12 protein-coding genes are annotated in these 15,224 nt (G+C 61.2%); 8 read left to right on the top strand and 4 right to left on the bottom strand.

Annotated features, from left to right (window positions below; translation table 11 throughout):
* Window positions 1–24 precede the first annotated feature (24 nt).
* Window positions 25–732 (top strand): phosphoglycerol geranylgeranyltransferase, encoded by a 708-nt coding sequence (locus C482_RS01965; protein ID WP_006165675.1) that lies wholly within the window; start codon window positions 25–27, stop codon window positions 730–732.
* 47 nt (window positions 733–779) lie between these two features.
* Here C482_RS01965 and C482_RS01960 read toward each other — a convergent pair whose 3' ends face one another.
* Window positions 780–1,601, bottom strand: a complete 822-nt coding sequence (locus tag C482_RS01960) for an SIR2 family NAD-dependent protein deacylase (RefSeq protein ID WP_006165673.1) — start codon at window positions 1,599–1,601, stop codon at window positions 780–782.
* Window positions 1,602–1,905: 304 nt separating this feature from the next.
* On the opposite strand from C482_RS01960, the gene C482_RS01955 reads away from it, so the two are divergent.
* Window positions 1,906–3,252 carry a cytochrome P450 gene (locus C482_RS01955; protein WP_006165671.1) on the top strand — a complete coding sequence of 449 codons (1,347 nt, stop codon included), beginning with the start codon at window positions 1,906–1,908 and terminating at the stop codon, window positions 3,250–3,252.
* A gap of 317 nt (window positions 3,253–3,569) precedes the next feature.
* Complete coding sequence (gene aspS / locus C482_RS01950) at window positions 3,570–4,874, top strand: aspartate--tRNA(Asn) ligase (protein WP_006165669.1); 1,305 nt, start codon at window positions 3,570–3,572, stop codon at window positions 4,872–4,874.
* Window positions 4,875–5,205: 331 nt separating this feature from the next.
* Here the strand turns inward: aspS and C482_RS01945 are convergent, their stop codons facing one another.
* Window positions 5,206–6,228 (bottom strand): alpha/beta hydrolase family protein, encoded by a 1,023-nt coding sequence (locus tag C482_RS01945; protein WP_006165668.1) that lies wholly within the window; start codon window positions 6,226–6,228, stop codon window positions 5,206–5,208.
* Window positions 6,229–6,395: 167 nt separating this feature from the next.
* Here C482_RS01945 and C482_RS01940 point away from each other — a divergent pair, with 167 nt between their 5' ends.
* The 4 genes from C482_RS01940 (at window position 6,396) to C482_RS01925 (ending at window position 12,172) form a co-directional block, all read left to right on the top strand.
* Window positions 6,396–7,082, top strand: coding sequence for a helix-turn-helix domain-containing protein (locus C482_RS01940; RefSeq protein WP_241431862.1), 687 nt, complete (start codon window positions 6,396–6,398; stop codon window positions 7,080–7,082).
* Between the two features lie 82 nt (window positions 7,083–7,164).
* The gene (locus tag C482_RS01935) at window positions 7,165–8,004 is read left to right on the top strand and encodes a pantoate kinase (RefSeq protein ID WP_006165665.1); all 840 of its coding nucleotides are present in this window, start codon (window positions 7,165–7,167) and stop codon (window positions 8,002–8,004) included.
* Between the two features lie 357 nt (window positions 8,005–8,361).
* A complete protein-coding gene (locus C482_RS01930; RefSeq protein ID WP_006165664.1) occupies window positions 8,362–11,304 on the top strand; it encodes a DUF1508 domain-containing protein in 2,943 nt (980 codons plus the stop codon).
* Window positions 11,305–11,395: 91 nt separating this feature from the next.
* On the top strand, window positions 11,396–12,172 hold the full coding sequence (locus C482_RS01925; protein WP_049896394.1) for a 4-phosphopantoate--beta-alanine ligase: 777 nt from the start codon (window positions 11,396–11,398) through the stop codon (window positions 12,170–12,172).
* A gap of 590 nt (window positions 12,173–12,762) precedes the next feature.
* On the opposite strand, the gene C482_RS22155 is transcribed toward C482_RS01925, so the two are convergent.
* Together C482_RS22155 and C482_RS01915 are read right to left on the bottom strand one after the other, a co-directional pair.
* Complete coding sequence (locus C482_RS22155) at window positions 12,763–13,008, bottom strand: hypothetical protein (protein ID WP_006165661.1); 246 nt, start codon at window positions 13,006–13,008, stop codon at window positions 12,763–12,765.
* 58 nt (window positions 13,009–13,066) lie between these two features.
* On the bottom strand, window positions 13,067–13,786 hold the full coding sequence (locus C482_RS01915; protein ID WP_006165660.1) for a hypothetical protein: 720 nt from the start codon (window positions 13,784–13,786) through the stop codon (window positions 13,067–13,069).
* A 151-nt stretch (window positions 13,787–13,937) separates the two neighbouring features.
* Between C482_RS01915 and C482_RS01910 the strand changes: the two genes are divergently transcribed.
* Entirely contained in the window at window positions 13,938–15,122 is a 1,185-nt protein-coding gene (locus C482_RS01910; protein WP_006165658.1) for a DUF7344 domain-containing protein, read from the top strand.
* Window positions 15,123–15,224: the final 102 nt, after the last annotated feature.

Raw genomic sequence — 15,224 nt, 5'->3', positions numbered from 1 at the left:
TCACCCCTCGGGAAACGAGGCGGTATGACTACCGAGACGCCCTGGGAGGAGTGGGACCATATTCTCAAGATAGACCCTGACAAGGAGTTACCTGACGGGATCACCTACGGTGATCTCTGTGCCACGGGCACCGACGCAATCGAAGTCGGCGGCACGATGGGGATCACCGAGGAGAACATGGAAGCCGTCGTGGAGGCCTGTGCCGAACACGACGTGCCGCTTTACCAGGAACCATCGAGCCCCGATGTCGTCATCGACAACCGGGCACTGGAGGGCTACCTTATCCCGACCGTCTTCAACGCTGGCTCGCCGTTCTGGATCACTGGCGCGCACAAGGAGTGGGTCCGAATCGACAACGGCCTGGACTGGGACCGAACCGCGACGGAGGCCTACATCGTGATGAACCCTGACGCCGACGTGGCGACCTACACCGAGGCTGATTGCGATTTGGACGCCGACGACGTGGCGGCCTATGCTGAGATTGCAGAGCGAATGTTCGGCCAGGAAATCGTCTACGTCGAGTACTCAGGTATGCTCGGCGACGAGGGCATCGTCGACGCTGCAAGCGGTGCAGTCGATGACGCGACGCTGTTCTACGGCGGTGGCATCCACGACTACGATTCGGCGTACTCGATGGCCCAGTACGCCGACGTGATCGTCGTCGGCGACCTCGCACACGACGAGAGCGTCGACGCGGTTCGTGAGACGGTCGAGGCGGCCAACGACGCCTGAATCCGGCCTGTTCTTCGTAGACGTACACTGTCCATTTTGCCTGCACGTCACGCCGACGCTGCCGAATCGACCAGCTCCTGGAGCCGTGGCAACGCCGTCGTCACATCGTCGCGCAGACAGACATCCGCCACGCTGTCGACCGGCGTCGACTCGAGATTGACGATACCCACTGTCGCCCCGTTAGAAGCGGCTATTCGGGGGAGTGAAGCGGCAGGCTCGACGACCAGCGAGGAGCCGATGGCGAGAAAGACATCGCTCTCGCGGGCGAGCGACCTGGCGCGCTGGAGGACTGTCTTCGGAAGCCGTTCGCCGAACAGCACTACGTCCGGTTTGTAGATGCCACCACACTCGCAGCGGGGCGGGAGTTCACCGTCCTCGGCTCGTTCGACGATCGGATCACTAGCCGCGCGAGTCCCGCAGTCGGTACAGCGAACCCGCCTCGCGTTGCCGTGCAGTTCGAGGATCGACTCGTGGGTTGTGAACTCGTTAGCATCGGTTTCGGTTTCACCGGTCTCGCCGACGCTGTTCGTTCGAGTCGCTGCCTTCGCGTGTAACCCATCCGTGTTCTGTGTGAGGACGGACTCCAGCACATCGTCGCGAGCAAACTCGGCAAGCACGTCGTGTGCCGCGTTGGGCTCGTACTCCCCGTCGAACATCGTTCGGTAGAGGTCGACGCGGTCCACCCAGAAGCCCGCGGGATCGCGCTGGAATCGGCCGTAGGTGAACTGCCCTTCGTCGAACGCGTCCCAGACGCCGTCGTCGCCGCGGAAGGTGGGGACGCCAGAGGGCGCGGAGATGCCGGCACCAGTGAACGCGACCGCTGTCTCCGCGTCGTCGACGCTGGATGCCAGGTGCTCGAGAGAGGACATACCAGACCACAATCGATCGGTGGCAAAAACTGGTTGGGCTTCGTTGTGCGCTGCAATTCGCTGACCGCTCGCGTCCGCTTGAACGGATCGTCGAACTGTCGAGTGTTATAAGGGCAACTAACAGTCAGTGCGTACCCGACCGCACGAAGACAGCGCGGTTCGGTGCGGACGGGCGAACGAGAATCGCGGACAGTGCAATCGGTGCCCAACCAGTTTCAGTTGTTACTGTATCTGTCCTGACTTAAACACCATGGGGATGCACGGGGTCAGACGGAGCGTGTCGGCCACGTCGGTCACCACACGGATGAGCAGCGACACACCACCAGTGACCGACGAGAAACCGTCCGGCCCGGATGGGCTACCGCTTGTCGGGAACCAGCTTGCGCTTCTTCGTGAGCCGTACGCGTTCATGACACGGACGGCCCGCGAGTACGGAGATATCGCGTACTGGGAGGAGCCGACCGGCCCGGTCTACCAGCTCAACCACCCGGAGTACATCGAGCAGGTTCTCGTCCAGAACAACCAGCACTACATCAAAGGCGATCACTTCCAGACTATGCTGGGACCAGTGATGGGGAACGGCATCCTGAACAGCGAAGGCGCGGTCTGGCGGCGCAACCGCCACCTCATCCAGCCCGCGTTCAGTTCCAACCGCATCGAGGGGCACGCGCCGATGATGATTGGCTTCACCGAAGACCTACTCGAGACGTGGGCGGACGGACAGACGCGGCTGATCCACGAAGATATGATGGAGGTGACGCTGAAAATCGTCGCCCGTGCACTCTTTGGCGTCGACATCGACGACTCCGTCGACACCGTCGGTGCGGCGTTCGACGAGTTCATGTTGGCAACTGAAACCCTCTCGCACCTCGTGCTTCCACAGCAGATTCCTACGCCCTCGCGACGCCGAATTCAGTGGGCCCGGGAGTCGCTTGACTCTCTCGTCTATCAACTGATCGAGGAGCGGCGGGCGAACCCAACTGATCAGGACGTCATTTCGAAGCTACTCGAGGTGACCGACGAGGAGGGGAATACGCTCTCAGATGAGCAAATCCGAGACGAGGTCGTGACGCTGCTGTTCGCGGGCCACGAGACGACGGCGCTCGCGCTGACGTTTGCGGCGTACCTTCTCTCGACGAACCCAGCCGTCGAGCGGGCGCTAGTCGAGGAACTTGACGACGTGCTCGGTGGCGAGACGCCGACGATAGCAGATCTCGACGACCTCACGTACACCGAGCAGGTGGTCAAAGAATCGATGCGGCTGTACCCGCCGGTGCCGGGCATCGTCCGCGAACCAGTCAAGCCAGACATCATCGGCGGCTACGAGATTCAACCTGGTGCGACGGTCTGGATGCACCAGTGGGTCGTCCACCGCGATCCGCGGTGGTACGACGACCCGCTCTCCTTTCGGCCCGAGCGCTGGACCGACGACCTAGAGAACGACCTCCCAAGACTAGCGTACTTCCCGTTCGCCGCAGGGCCGCGACGATGCATCGGCGACCGCTTTGCGATGCTCGAGGCGCGGCTTACCCTCGCGACCATCTACCAGAACTATCACCTCGAGCTCGTTCCAGGGACCGAACTTGATCTGCGGGCGACGATCACTTCCCGACCGAAGCACGAGGTGCCGATGACCGTCCACGAGCGGTAGGCGGTGCCTGGAGCGTTTCACGACAGAGAAACCGGACGCGACGATGTGCCGCGTATGGGTTCGAGGGCTCTTGCCAAGCGGTCACTGAGCACCGGCGACTGCAACAGCCACCAGTCGATCGGCGCAGCCGACACAATGCTCGCTGCCACGGCAACCGAAGCTACCAAATCGGTCCTTACACGCAACGTTTCGAAATTCAAGCGGACACAGGCGTCGGTCACGCCGTACTACTCTGCTCTTCCGTTCCGCCTACCTGAGATTACGACCGCCGATCCAGAACGATTGCGCTTAAGTTGCGGCGACGGGAATCGGGTGGTATGCAGGACAGAACCTACACTGCCGACGCCGAGCCGGGCGACGACGCGACCGTCGCCGGCTGGGTGCACGAGATCCGTGACCTCGGCGGGATCGCCTTCCTGATTCTCCGAGACGCAACTGGAAAGATTCAGGTCAAGTTCGAGAAGGACGAGATGGACGACGAACTCGTCGAGACCGGTCTCGGTGTCTCCCGCGAGAGCGTCGTGAGCGTCACCGGAACCGTCGAGGAGGAGCCCCGCGCCCCGACGGGCGTCGAGGTCACCCCCGAATCGGTCGACGTCATCTCCGCTGCCGACCCTGAACTGCCACTCGACCCATCGGGCAAGGTCGACGCCGACCTGTCGACCCGTCTCGACAACCGCACCCTCGACCTGCGCAAAGACGAGGTCCAGGCGGTCTTCGAGATCCGCGCCGAAATCCTGCGCGCGGTCCGCGAGCAGTTCCGCGAGTTCTACTGTACCGAGATCAACACGCCGAAAATCGTCGCGACGGGTACCGAGGGCGGCACGGAGCTCTTCCCGATCACCTACTTCGGCGAGGAGGCGTTCATGAACCAGTCCCCACAGCTGTTCAAGCAGCTCATTGCGGGCTCCAACGTCGAGCGCGTCTTCGAGATCGGCCCGATCTTCCGCGCCGAGGAGCACAACACGCCACGCCACCTGAACGAGGCAACCTCGATCGACTTCGAGGGCGCGTTCTGCGACCAGAACGACGCCATGGATGTCGCCGAGGGTATCGTCAAGGCAGCCTATGAAGCAGTCACCGAGAACTGCAGCGAGGAACTCGAGGCGCTCGGTCTCGAAGACGAGTTCGAGGTTCCCGAGGGCGACTTCCCGCGGCTCAGCTACGAGGAAGCCATCGAGCGCATCAACGCGACGGGCGAACTCGACGAGCAGCTCGTCTGGGGCGACGACCTGCCGACCGAGGGCGAGAAGGCACTCGGTGACGATGTCGGCGGCCACTACTTCATTACGGATTGGCCGAGCGAGATCAAGCCGTTCTACATCAAGGACCACGACGACGACGAACAGCTCTCGACCGGCTTCGACCTGATGCACCCGCGGATGGAGCTCGTTTCAGGTGGCCAGCGTGAGCACCGCCACGAGCACCTGATCGACGGCTTCGAACAGCAGGGTCTCGACCCCGACCAGTTCGAGTACTACACGAAGATGTTCAAGTACGGCATGCCTCCCCACGCCGGCTTCGGCCTGGGTGGCGAGCGCCTGATCATGACGATTCTCGGACTGGATAACATCCGAGAGGCTGTGTTGTTCCCACGCGACCGGCAACGGCTTTCGCCGTAACGGTCGCGTGGGTGTTCGCGGGACCTGTGGTCCCGCGCTATTCCCGAGAGACCGTCAGCGGCTGAACCCGTAGGGATTGCCGCTGACCGCCGATCGGGAGCAGGGAGGAGCTTTGCTCCGACCGTGTTCCCGCGGGATCGTCAACGTCTGAGTCCGTAGACGAAGACGTTGAGAGCTAGCAAGTCGTTGCGAGCGTCAGCGAGCAACGTCTTGCGAGATCGTCAGCGACTGAGCCCGTAACCGGTACAACGACCCTCCTGTAGTGAGGGGCGTGGCTCCATTTCTCGATGCAGTTCCGACTCGCTAGCGATGAGTGTGTTTGACGACGTAGTCACCACCAGCCGCCGTCATCATCGTCGTCATCGCCATTGTCAGCGCCACAGTTGCCGTCCAGAATCGCATCCGCGATATCCACACCGACCGCCTCATTTCCGAGGAAGTCCATATGGCTGCTCACGTCGTCCGTCACGTCGACATCCGTGTAGTTCGACGCTGGATCACAGTCCGCTCCTTCGTTCCCGAGCGCGGTATCGAAGAAGCCGCCGTACGCAGCGCCGACCGTCGAATCGTTCTCCGAATGGTAGTTGCGAACCTCGCAGGCGTTCTCGAGTCCGTCGTTCCACGGCTCACCACACACCTCCGAGCCGTCGGCCGCAGCACCGAGCGGCGCGACCGTCTCGAGTTCGTAGCCAGAACTCAGTTTCGCTGCCGTCCAGAGGACACACCGCCCGCCGAGCGAGTGTCCGACGAATCGCAGGTTGCCGCCGCCGTCGTCGTAAAACTCCTCGGCGAGCTCCGCGGCGACCTCGCCTACGTCTTCGGTATCCGACTCGGCACCGAAGTAGTTGAGCGTGCTCGCGGGCCACTCGAGTACGACGGCGTCGTCAGGTTCGTAGCCACTGTCTTCGATGGTGTTGAGGACGCTTTCGGCCTGGATCTGTGCGGTGGAGTCACCGAACCAGCCGTGGATGAAGACGTAGACTTCGTCGGCGACGGGGAGGGTACCGTCAGCACACCAACCGAAGAAGCGGTCGTCGATTTCGATGGTGTCGATGTCGCTGCAGAGCGCAGCAGCGGAGGTTGAGGCGGCAGCCGTGCCTGCCAGCCCGGCGACGGTTGCGCCGGTTACGGCGAGGATGGATCGCCGGGTTGTCGAGGATGATGGTGTCGTCGTTGAGTGGGAGTTCGAGTGTGGGTCCGGGTTTGGGTTTGAGTTCGAGTTCGAGTTCGAACTCAAGTTGACATCAGAGGCCGGTCGTTCCGATGTGGCCGTTGTGGCGTCGATCGGTTCCTGTCCGGGTTCCCACTCGGTCGGTCCACTCTCGTTCGCATTGTGGCTGTTGGGTGGTGACATAGCCCAACCATGACATTGTGCAACACCCACAAAACACCAATTCTTCATAAACGAATTTATTTATATTCGGGTTGGAATAATTGGGAGAACAACCATCTGGTTTCGATAGTCGTCGTGAAATATTGATCATCGAAATTCTTTTGCCAATGGTTATGTTCGAAGGTTGTATGAAACGAGTGACATATGTTGTCACTCCCCAAGATGGGTACTTCGATCCGACGGAAACGCGGTGCCGGGACCGTGGGGTGACGCTGGAGGCAATCCATGACATCGACGTGCTCGCGGATGGGACGTTCACAGTGTTTCTCGAGGTGGCGGGTGCGCCCTCGCAGGTTCGTGAGAGCTTCGATCCGGCATTGCCGCGGTTACACGACAGGGAGTTGATCGTTACGTCTGACGTGACGATGGTGCAGCTTCGGTACCAGCCGACGGCGTTCAATCGGGAAATTCTCGAACCACATCGAAGCTACGGCGTGATCGTCGAGTATCCAATGCGATTTGTCGACCCCGACCGTTCGTCGCTACGAGTGACGGTCGCTGGACCGATGGCGGATGTTCAGCAACTCGTCTACGAGACCCACGACCTCGCGGCGTTGACGGTCGAGAACGTAACGAGTTACGACCCACTGTCGACTCTACAGTGTCACGACCTCACCGCCCACCAGCAGGAGGTGTTGCACACGGCGTACGAGTGTGGGTACTACGAGGTCCCTCGGGAGGCGACCTACAGCGATATCGCATCGGAACTTGGCTGTTCGGCGAGCGCCGTCGGACAGACGCTTCGGCGCATCGAGTCCGTACTCGTCAGCGCGACCATCTCGAGTACCCCGCCCAGTCGAGAGCGGGAAGTGTGATACGAACGACAAAACGCCGGCAGCGGCGGTTGTAGTGGCTGGAATCCGCAACGTTATACTGTCCGAGTCGCAAGGGTCGCCAATGCGCGAGGAGGCGACGGCGTTCGTACCAGGGCACATCACGGGCTTTTTCAGCGCTCATCCGGCCGACGATCCGACGATGGCAGGATCGCGGGGGGCAGGGCTAACGCTGACCGACGGCGTAACGGTAACAGTCGAACCGGTAGCCGAGGAAGCCTCGGAGTCGATCGTCATTCTCGACGGGGAAATGATCGAAATCGAACCGGTCAACATCGTCCTCGAGACGCTCGACGTGGTCGCCCGCGTCGAGGCGGAGTCGGATCTGCCACTCGGGGCAGGGTTCGGCATTTCGGGTGCGATGGCGCTCGGAACGGCGCTCGCTGCGAATCGTGTGTTTGGCTGTAAACTGTCTCGGAACGAACTCGTCACGATCGCCCACGGTGCAGAAGTGCAAGCCGAGACGGGACTCGGCGATGTCGTTGCGCAGGACTGTGGCGGGATTCCAATTCGACTCGAGCCAGGCGGGCCACAGGAGAACAAACTCGATGCGATTCCGGCGCGAGCCCGTGTCGAGTACGTTTCGTTCGGTGAACTGTCGACAGCCGACGTGCTCGCGGGTGATACGGAGCAGTTGACGGCTGCAGGGACGGAGGCGCTCTCGCGCGTCGTTGAGGAGCCGACGCTGTTGTCGTTCATGTACGCTTCTCGCCTGTTCGCGCGTGAGGCTGAACTGGTAACGGAGCAGGTCGCACACACGATCGGTGACGTGACGGACGTCAACGGACAGGCGTCGATGGCGATGCTCGGCGAGACGGTGTTCGCCCTCGGAACCGGGCTCTCGGATGCAGGCTACGAGCCATCTGTCTGTGCAACGCATCCCGCGGGTGCGCTGTTGCGGTAGTTAGTCGGCGTGGGTTAGGTTACTCGTCCACAGTCTTGTCGACCTTTCTCTGTTCTCTGTCTCATTTATTCCGGTCTATTTCTCGGGTAGCGGACTGGTTTGCTGTCTTATTTTTAGGTACTACGATAGTCACAACACAGATAGGTTCGACGGCAAGGCAGGCTGGTATCGCTTCAAGCAGCCCATTCGTTTCACAGACGCCTGTTTAGCCGCCACTCCCGTCCGAACACTGCCCCACGTCTAAAAATCAAAGTTGAAACCGTTATCGGCCTCCCAAAATAATTCTTACATATTCCCACATTGCCAGATGGCCGGAGGTTTATTATGGTGGGTTGCAGTTCTCCGTTCACATTTCGAATGTCTTCACCAAGTGACGTTCACCACAAACTGTACCGGCTGTACGAACGCTACGTCGGCGAACCTGACTCGACGAAAGACGTCTACGGCTACTGGCTGTTTATTGTCGGCTACGTCATCGCTGCGGCGGCCGTGTTTACCTTCGTCGTCGGATATGCAGGTGACGCGGATACGTACGGACTGATCAGAATGACCGGCGTCATCGCCGGGACAGGACTCGCACTCTGTCTGTTCGGGATCGTGCTCATGCTTCCAGTTCGGAAACGGGGAATTCAGGTGAGTGCGCTGGGACTGCTGATTTCGTTTGGCGGCGTTGCGTTCTTCGCGTGGGCGTATCCGTACAACTGGCGAGAGCTCGGCACGGACTACAGCGTTCATGTCATCCTCGTCTACACGATTGGTGTCGGTATCATCGCAGGTGTCACCGCGCTCGTTCCCGTCCTGACCGGCCGGAAGGGAATGTTCGTCGAGGAGGAAGGAGACACGGAGGATCCACCGATTCTTACCGGCGACGCGCTGGAGGGTGCCCAGTTCGCCGTTTTCCGTGACGACAACGGCGACTGGAAGTGGAACGTACTCCACCTCGAAGCGCTAGCGACGAGCAACGAGAGTGCCGTGACCCGGCCGAAAGCAACCGAGGGAATTGAACGCGTGCAGTCCCAGATCAGTTCGGCCGGGCTGATGGAACTCACTACCTCCGCGTTCCGGCTCTACGAGGACAGAGACGGAAGCTGGCAGTGGACGCTCGCACGGGACGACGGCAGCGTCGTCGGCACCTGTGCTGGCGAGTTTAGCGAGCGCGATGGGGCCGAAGAGTCCGTGAGCTTCCTCAAGGACCGCGGACCGAAGGCCGACGTGATCGAAATCGACGGTGCAGCGTTCACGTACGCCGAAGAACGTGACCAGTGGCACTGGCAACTGGTCGACGACGAGCGGCTGCCGCTGGCCTCGGGTGCGAACGGTCACGGCACGCAGGGGAACGCTGAGACTGCCGCACGAACGTTCGCCGAGCGGTTCGATCAGGCACGCGTACTCGACCTCGAACACGTTGGTGCCGAACTCTACGAACGGACAGGCGACAACGGCGCAAACGGCTGGTCGTGGCGTTTCGTCGACAACCAGGATTCGCCGCTCGCTGCTGCGACCGACGCGTACGACGCTCGGCGGGACGCAGAGGAAGCTGCGGACGCACTGCTTTCGGAACTCGGGACTGCGTCGGTGACGGTTGCCGGCGAACCAACCTACGAACGCTATCAGACCGGCGAACAGTGGCGCTGGCGACTGGTCGACGAGGCAGAACACGTCGTCGCTCAGAGTCCGAGCGATGTCGAAACGGAGGCCGACGCGACCCACGAAACCGACACGTTCGGGGAGCACGCTCGCGACGCCGATGTCGTCGAGATCGAGGACGCAGAGTACGAGGTCTACCCGACCGACAGCGAGGAACTGACGTACGACGAGGGTGACGCGCTACCTGCAACGTCCGACGAGCAGCAGATGGTTTCGACTGACGGCGGGACGGCGACTGCAGACAGCGGCGGCGAGGGCGGCGCAGACGACGGCCGTTCCTGGCACTGGCGGCTCGTTACCGAAGACCGCGACGTGATCGCCGGAAGCACCGAACCTCACTACGATGCCGAGACGGCGGCCGAGGCGATCGAGCGCGTTCGTGAGCAGGCAAGTGAAGCCGAACTCATCGAGTTCGAGGAGGCTGCCTTCCAGGTCTACGAGGCCGACGACGGCGAGTGGCGCTGGCGACTCATCGACGAGGACGGCAACGTACTCGCAGACAGCGGTGCAGAACACACTTCCCGCGGCGAGGCAGCCGAAGCGATGATGACGCTCAAGGAGCAGGCACCGGACGCCGAACTGCTCGAAATCGAGACTGCTGCCTTCGAACTCTTCGTCAACGAGGACGACGAGTGGGGCTGGCGGCTCATCGACGAAGCCGGTCAGCTCGTTGCCGAAGACCCGTCGACGCACCCAACCCGCGGTGCCGCACGCAAGGCGATGAACCGGCTCCTCGAGCACCTCGACTCCGACGTGCGCACGATGGACGATGCGATCTTCCAGCCGTACGCAGCAGAAGACTGGCACTGGCGGTTCGTCCTGCCAACCGGTGAGACAGTCGCCGTCGCTGGCGACACCTACACGACACGCGACGAACTCGTCGATGCCATCCCCGCCGTTCGCAACGCAGCTGAATCCGCACAGGACTACACGATCGGTACCGTCACGATTCAGCTCTACCGCAGCGGCGATTGGAGCTTCCGACTCCTCGACCGCGATCGCAAGGAGATTGCCGACGCGACTGACACCTGCGTGGAACGCGACGCCGCACTCGAGGTCGTCGAGACCCTCAAGGCACACGCCGACGACGCACCGATCTTCACGATCGAAGACGCCGCGATCCGCGTCACCGACGCTAATGACGACGGTTGGACCTGGGATCTCGTCGACCGCGAGCGCACCGTTCTCGCAAGCGCCGTCGACACGGCGGCGAGCCGCGAGGAACTCCACGAGGAGATCGAAACCGTTCGCCAGCTCGCACCGATGGCTGGCCGCGTCGACTTCGACGTCGCCTCGTTCGAACTCGTCGCCGACGAGGACGACCGCTGGCAGTGGCGGCTCATCGACGAGGACGGCCGCACGGTCGCCACCGGCTCCGAATCACACGAATCGAGCGAGGCCGCTCGCGAGGCACTCGAGAACGTCCGCGAACTGATCGACGCAGCGAGCATCCTCGAGATCGACAGCGTCTCCTTCGAACTCCACACCGCAGAGGACGAGAACGAGGATGGCTGGGTCTGGCGGCTCGTCGACGAGTACGGCTCGACGATGGCCCAGAGCACGCAGGTCTACGAGTCTCGGACGGACGCCCGCGAAGCGATGAACAACGTGAAAGCCGAAGCACCAGAGGGCTGGATCACGTTCACGGAGTAATCGCACTGTAGCACGGTGCCGAACAACTGAGTACGGCCACTGTTTTTTGCAGATCGGTCTCCTTTTTATCGACGCACTCGAGTACTCGATCGTGAGCGAGTACGACACCGTCTCGGCAGATGTCCAACACGAGGAGGAGATACCGGAGGATCATCCCAGATATCAGGATCTGATTACCCGCCACCGGATCGAGAACGGTGTCGAGAAGGGGATTACGCACTTGCAGGGAATGCACGCGGAGGGGCGTGGCAGCGCGTTCGACTACTTACTGGGCGAGGAGACGATTCCGAGCGCCGACGCGGCAGAGCGGGTGGCGGCAGCGCACCTCTTGCTGGCCGAGCAGCCGGTGTTGTCGATCAACGGGAACGTCGCCGCGCTCGTGCCTGGCGAGATGGTCGCGCTGGCCGACGCCGTAGATGCTGATCTCGAGGTAAACCTCTTCAACCGGACGCCGGAACGAATCGAGGCGATCGCCGAGCACCTGCGCGAACACGGTGCCGAGGACGTGAAGGGGCTGACTGCGGACGCTCGTATCCCGAACCTCGACCATCAGCGGGCGAAAGTCGACGCCGACGGCATCTACGCGGCGGACGTAGTGGTCGTCCCGCTCGAAGACGGCGACCGTGCCGAGGCCCTGCAGGAGATGGAAAAGACAGAGATCGTGATCGACCTGAACCCGCTCTCGCGCTCGCCGCAGGTCGCCGAGGTTCCGATCGTCGACAACATCATTCGAGCGGTGCCGAATATGACGGTACACGCCGAGGAGCTTGCGACGGCGAGCGAGGACGAACTGCGGGCAATTATTGAGGAATTCGACCGCGAGCGCGCGCTAGAGGCAGCCGAGGAACGGATCCGAAACGGTGTCTAGACGGGCAGTCGAGTCGTTTCCATCTCCTGCGTCGCTGTCGCTACACAACCGGGTCTGCGTCTTCGCTACAAACGTGGATTGGTGTCGAACGTATCCATCACCAGCGTCTTTACTGGGTGTATAAGTGAAAGTCCCCATAGAGCTAGTGACACATATACAAACCCAAAGAACGGACCACTGTTTTCGGGCAGAGACTGCAACGCCAAGATAGCGGCTGTCAGCGCACCTATGCCTAAACAGACCGATTGTGCGTATTTTTCCATGCTTTATTTCTCTGCCACAGTCACAAATACATATCTTATATACTCTTCACTGTCGATTTCTACGTCAGCATACGGCTATCCATCCTCAGAGCCAACAATTGACGGTTTGTCCGGTCAGCGCGGAAAAACCCTCTCCGTAGGTAATCGAATCACTCGTGGAGACGCCGCTTACTTCTCTCTCAGCGGAGATGTCGCCACCGAGACGGCCGATCCCGCCAGATCGTTACCAGTGCCATCCCGAAACTTCCTATAGTAACAACTGCAACTATTTACACACTGATCGCACAGCTGCCGTGCAATCAGGTGTGCATTGACTTGCAGTGGCTACTATAGCAGACAGAGCCAGAGCAGGCCACTCACCGTCAGCCCGACGGCGGACGGAATCGAGACGAGCGTTCCCTCTTCGAGCCTGAGAACGAGCGTGAACGTGAACCAGAAGCCAAAGCCCCACGCGAAGTACCGCCAGCTCCTGTGTGGCGTCGCGTACACCTTGCCCGCGACCACAAGAAGCACTCCGACAAGTGGTAGCGCGAGATCCACGAGCCCTGTTGGACCGCCGATCCACTCGAGCATCGGCTCTACTGTTAGCTCTCTCACTATTACAATTGTGTTGATTGGGCTGCGGGATACGTTACCTATCGACAATCCGCGGCGAGACGCCGTCGCGTTCGCCGTCACGGTCGATTGTCAGGGACTCGTGGTCATTGCCGTCATCATCACTACCACTACCACCATCACCATTATCACTGTCGTCGCTATCATCACTACCGGCACCGAGGAGCGACAACCACGACCTGACGCCAGCCACCGCCTCCTCGAGTTGGTAGTACGACAGCGAGAAATACTCGCTCGCCTGGCGGGCCGGCGAGTCGTCGATTTCGAACTCGATGCCGTGCCCCTCGAGTTCCTCGCCTTCGTAGTTCGTGAGCCAGCGCCGGGTGAGAGTAACGCCTTTTTCGGCGTCGTAGCCGCGCGTGACGTAGTGTTTGTAGGGATGCCGGATCCACGAACACTCCCAGTGGGCGTAGACGTCGACGCCGGCCTCGTTCTCGAGTTCGTGGAGGACGACGTGGACCTGGTACGACGAGAGCAGCGAGGGTCGCCAAACCCACGACCCCTCAGAGGTGTTGCCATCGGCGCGCACCTTCAGTGCCGCGATTGGATTGCGCGAGAAGCCGAGCGAGTCGAGGATCTCCTCGATGGTCTCTTCGGAGCAGTGGGCGGTGAGCGCGTACTCGTCGGCGGAGGTGTGGCTGACCGCGTAGCCGTCGAAACTGCCCTGGAGCAGGTAATGGACCTGTGGGATGAAGCTGCGACGAACGGCGTTGACGAAGTCCTCGCTGTAACCCATATGGGTGGTACGCCACGTACTCGACGGGGATGAGTGTTCGGCAGGCAACGGTCACCTGTGTGAGTGTGACCGAGGCTGTCGTGAGGTGGTGTTACTATGTCGCTGGGACGCGGTCAAGGATTTTTGCCTGTTGCCGACAGACCATCGGTCGATGGATTACGGATATGGACCGAACAGGGACGAGGGTAACTCACTGACTGCGCTCTTTGCCTGTCTCGCTTGCGAGTCTCGTCGCCACCTGCTCGGGGTGCTGTACGAGCATGCACCAGATCCACTCTCACTGTCTGCGTGCGCAACGCGGGTCGTCTCCAGAAAGGCTGACACACCACGTGCAGCCGTTTCGGACGCAGCCGTCGAGCAACTGCGCCTCTCGCTCCATCACGTTCACCTACCGAAACTCGCCGACGCCGGATTGGTCGATCACGACACTGAGAACCAGACTGTGGCGCGAGCTGATCACTCTGCGTATCGTGATTCGGCGATCGTCGACACAATTCAGTCGCCAGACGAGGCACGCACCGACTCACTCGATGTGGTGTTCGATGCGCTCGCGGACACCCGTCGCCGCAATGTTCTCGCCTGTCTCAACCACTCGTTTCAGGCGATTCACATCGAAACGCTTGCACGAGACGTCGCGACGAGGGAGCAACCCACGGGCGAGACGACAATGTCCGAATCCGGGCCGGATACTGATCAGGTTCTCGCAAGCCTCGAACACACGACACTCCCAACGCTGGCGGCGGCAGGACTGGTCGACTTCGATCCCAACGAAAGGACAGTTGCCTACCGTGGCCATCCGAATCTATGTGTTTCCTGGCTGCACTCAGTCCTTAATCCCGACCTCGGTACGTATCTAGCGGAACCGTCACCGGACGACAGCTTCCGCTCGATCACCGGACGGGAGGGGATCGTCGCCTACAGCCAGTCGCTCCTCGAACGAGCCGACGAGGAACTGTTCTCGGTGTTCACGTCGCCACGGCTCCTCAAGTCCGGCTGCTTCGCACGTGTTATGGACGCCTCCTGTCGCGGGGTCGATGTCTATCTCGGCACGACTGATCCGGTTGTCCGAGAACTCGTCCGAGAGAACGCGCCGAAGATTGCCCTCTGGGAACCGACCGACGAGTGGCAGTCACTCTCCGTACAGGGGGAGCCTATCGACTGCCTCTTGCTCGCCGACCGCGACTCACTCCTGTTCGGAACGCTTGGCGAGCAGCGAGACGACCACCGCGACGTGGAAACGGCGGTGATCGGCGACGGGACGGCCACCGAGCAGCTTCTGGGACCGCACCTCGACCAAATCGATCAGAAAGTACAGGAACTCGAGTCCGCGTCGTAATCGAATCGGTCGCCGTTGATTCTCGATCCTTACGGCTCGCGACCCGTCCGCTATGCGAACATCGTTCAAGAACGCATAAGCCCGTCCGTTGATTCAGGTGAG

It is taken from the genome of Natrialba chahannaoensis JCM 10990 (assembly GCF_000337135.1).
Classification (GTDB): domain Archaea; phylum Halobacteriota; class Halobacteria; order Halobacteriales; family Natrialbaceae; genus Natrialba; species Natrialba chahannaoensis.
This window is presented reverse-complemented; position numbering and strand designations above follow the sequence as displayed.

Bases quoted from the DNA above. Each gene is read 5' to 3' on its own strand.
- C482_RS01935 (WP_006165665.1), top strand. From the start codon at position 7,165: ATGCGCGAGGAGGCGACGGCGTTCGTACCAGGGCACATCACGGGCTTT.
- C482_RS01955 (WP_006165671.1), top strand. From the start codon at position 1,906: ATGAGCAGCGACACACCACCAGTGACCGACGAGAAACCGTCCGGCCCG.
- C482_RS01910 (WP_006165658.1), top strand. From the start codon at position 13,938: ATGGATTACGGATATGGACCGAACAGGGACGAGGGTAACTCACTGACT.
- C482_RS01930 (WP_006165664.1), top strand. From the start codon at position 8,362: ATGTCTTCACCAAGTGACGTTCACCACAAACTGTACCGGCTGTACGAA.
- C482_RS22155 (WP_006165661.1), bottom strand. From the start codon at position 13,008: ATGCTCGAGTGGATCGGCGGTCCAACAGGGCTCGTGGATCTCGCGCTA.
- C482_RS01960 (WP_006165673.1), bottom strand. From the start codon at position 1,601: ATGTCCTCTCTCGAGCACCTGGCATCCAGCGTCGACGACGCGGAGACA.
- C482_RS01965 (WP_006165675.1), top strand. From the start codon at position 25: ATGACTACCGAGACGCCCTGGGAGGAGTGGGACCATATTCTCAAGATA.
- C482_RS01945 (WP_006165668.1), bottom strand. From the start codon at position 6,228: ATGTCACCACCCAACAGCCACAATGCGAACGAGAGTGGACCGACCGAG.
- C482_RS01915 (WP_006165660.1), bottom strand. From the start codon at position 13,786: ATGGGTTACAGCGAGGACTTCGTCAACGCCGTTCGTCGCAGCTTCATC.
- aspS (WP_006165669.1), top strand. From the start codon at position 3,570: ATGCAGGACAGAACCTACACTGCCGACGCCGAGCCGGGCGACGACGCG.
- C482_RS01940 (WP_241431862.1), top strand. From the start codon at position 6,396: ATGAAACGAGTGACATATGTTGTCACTCCCCAAGATGGGTACTTCGAT.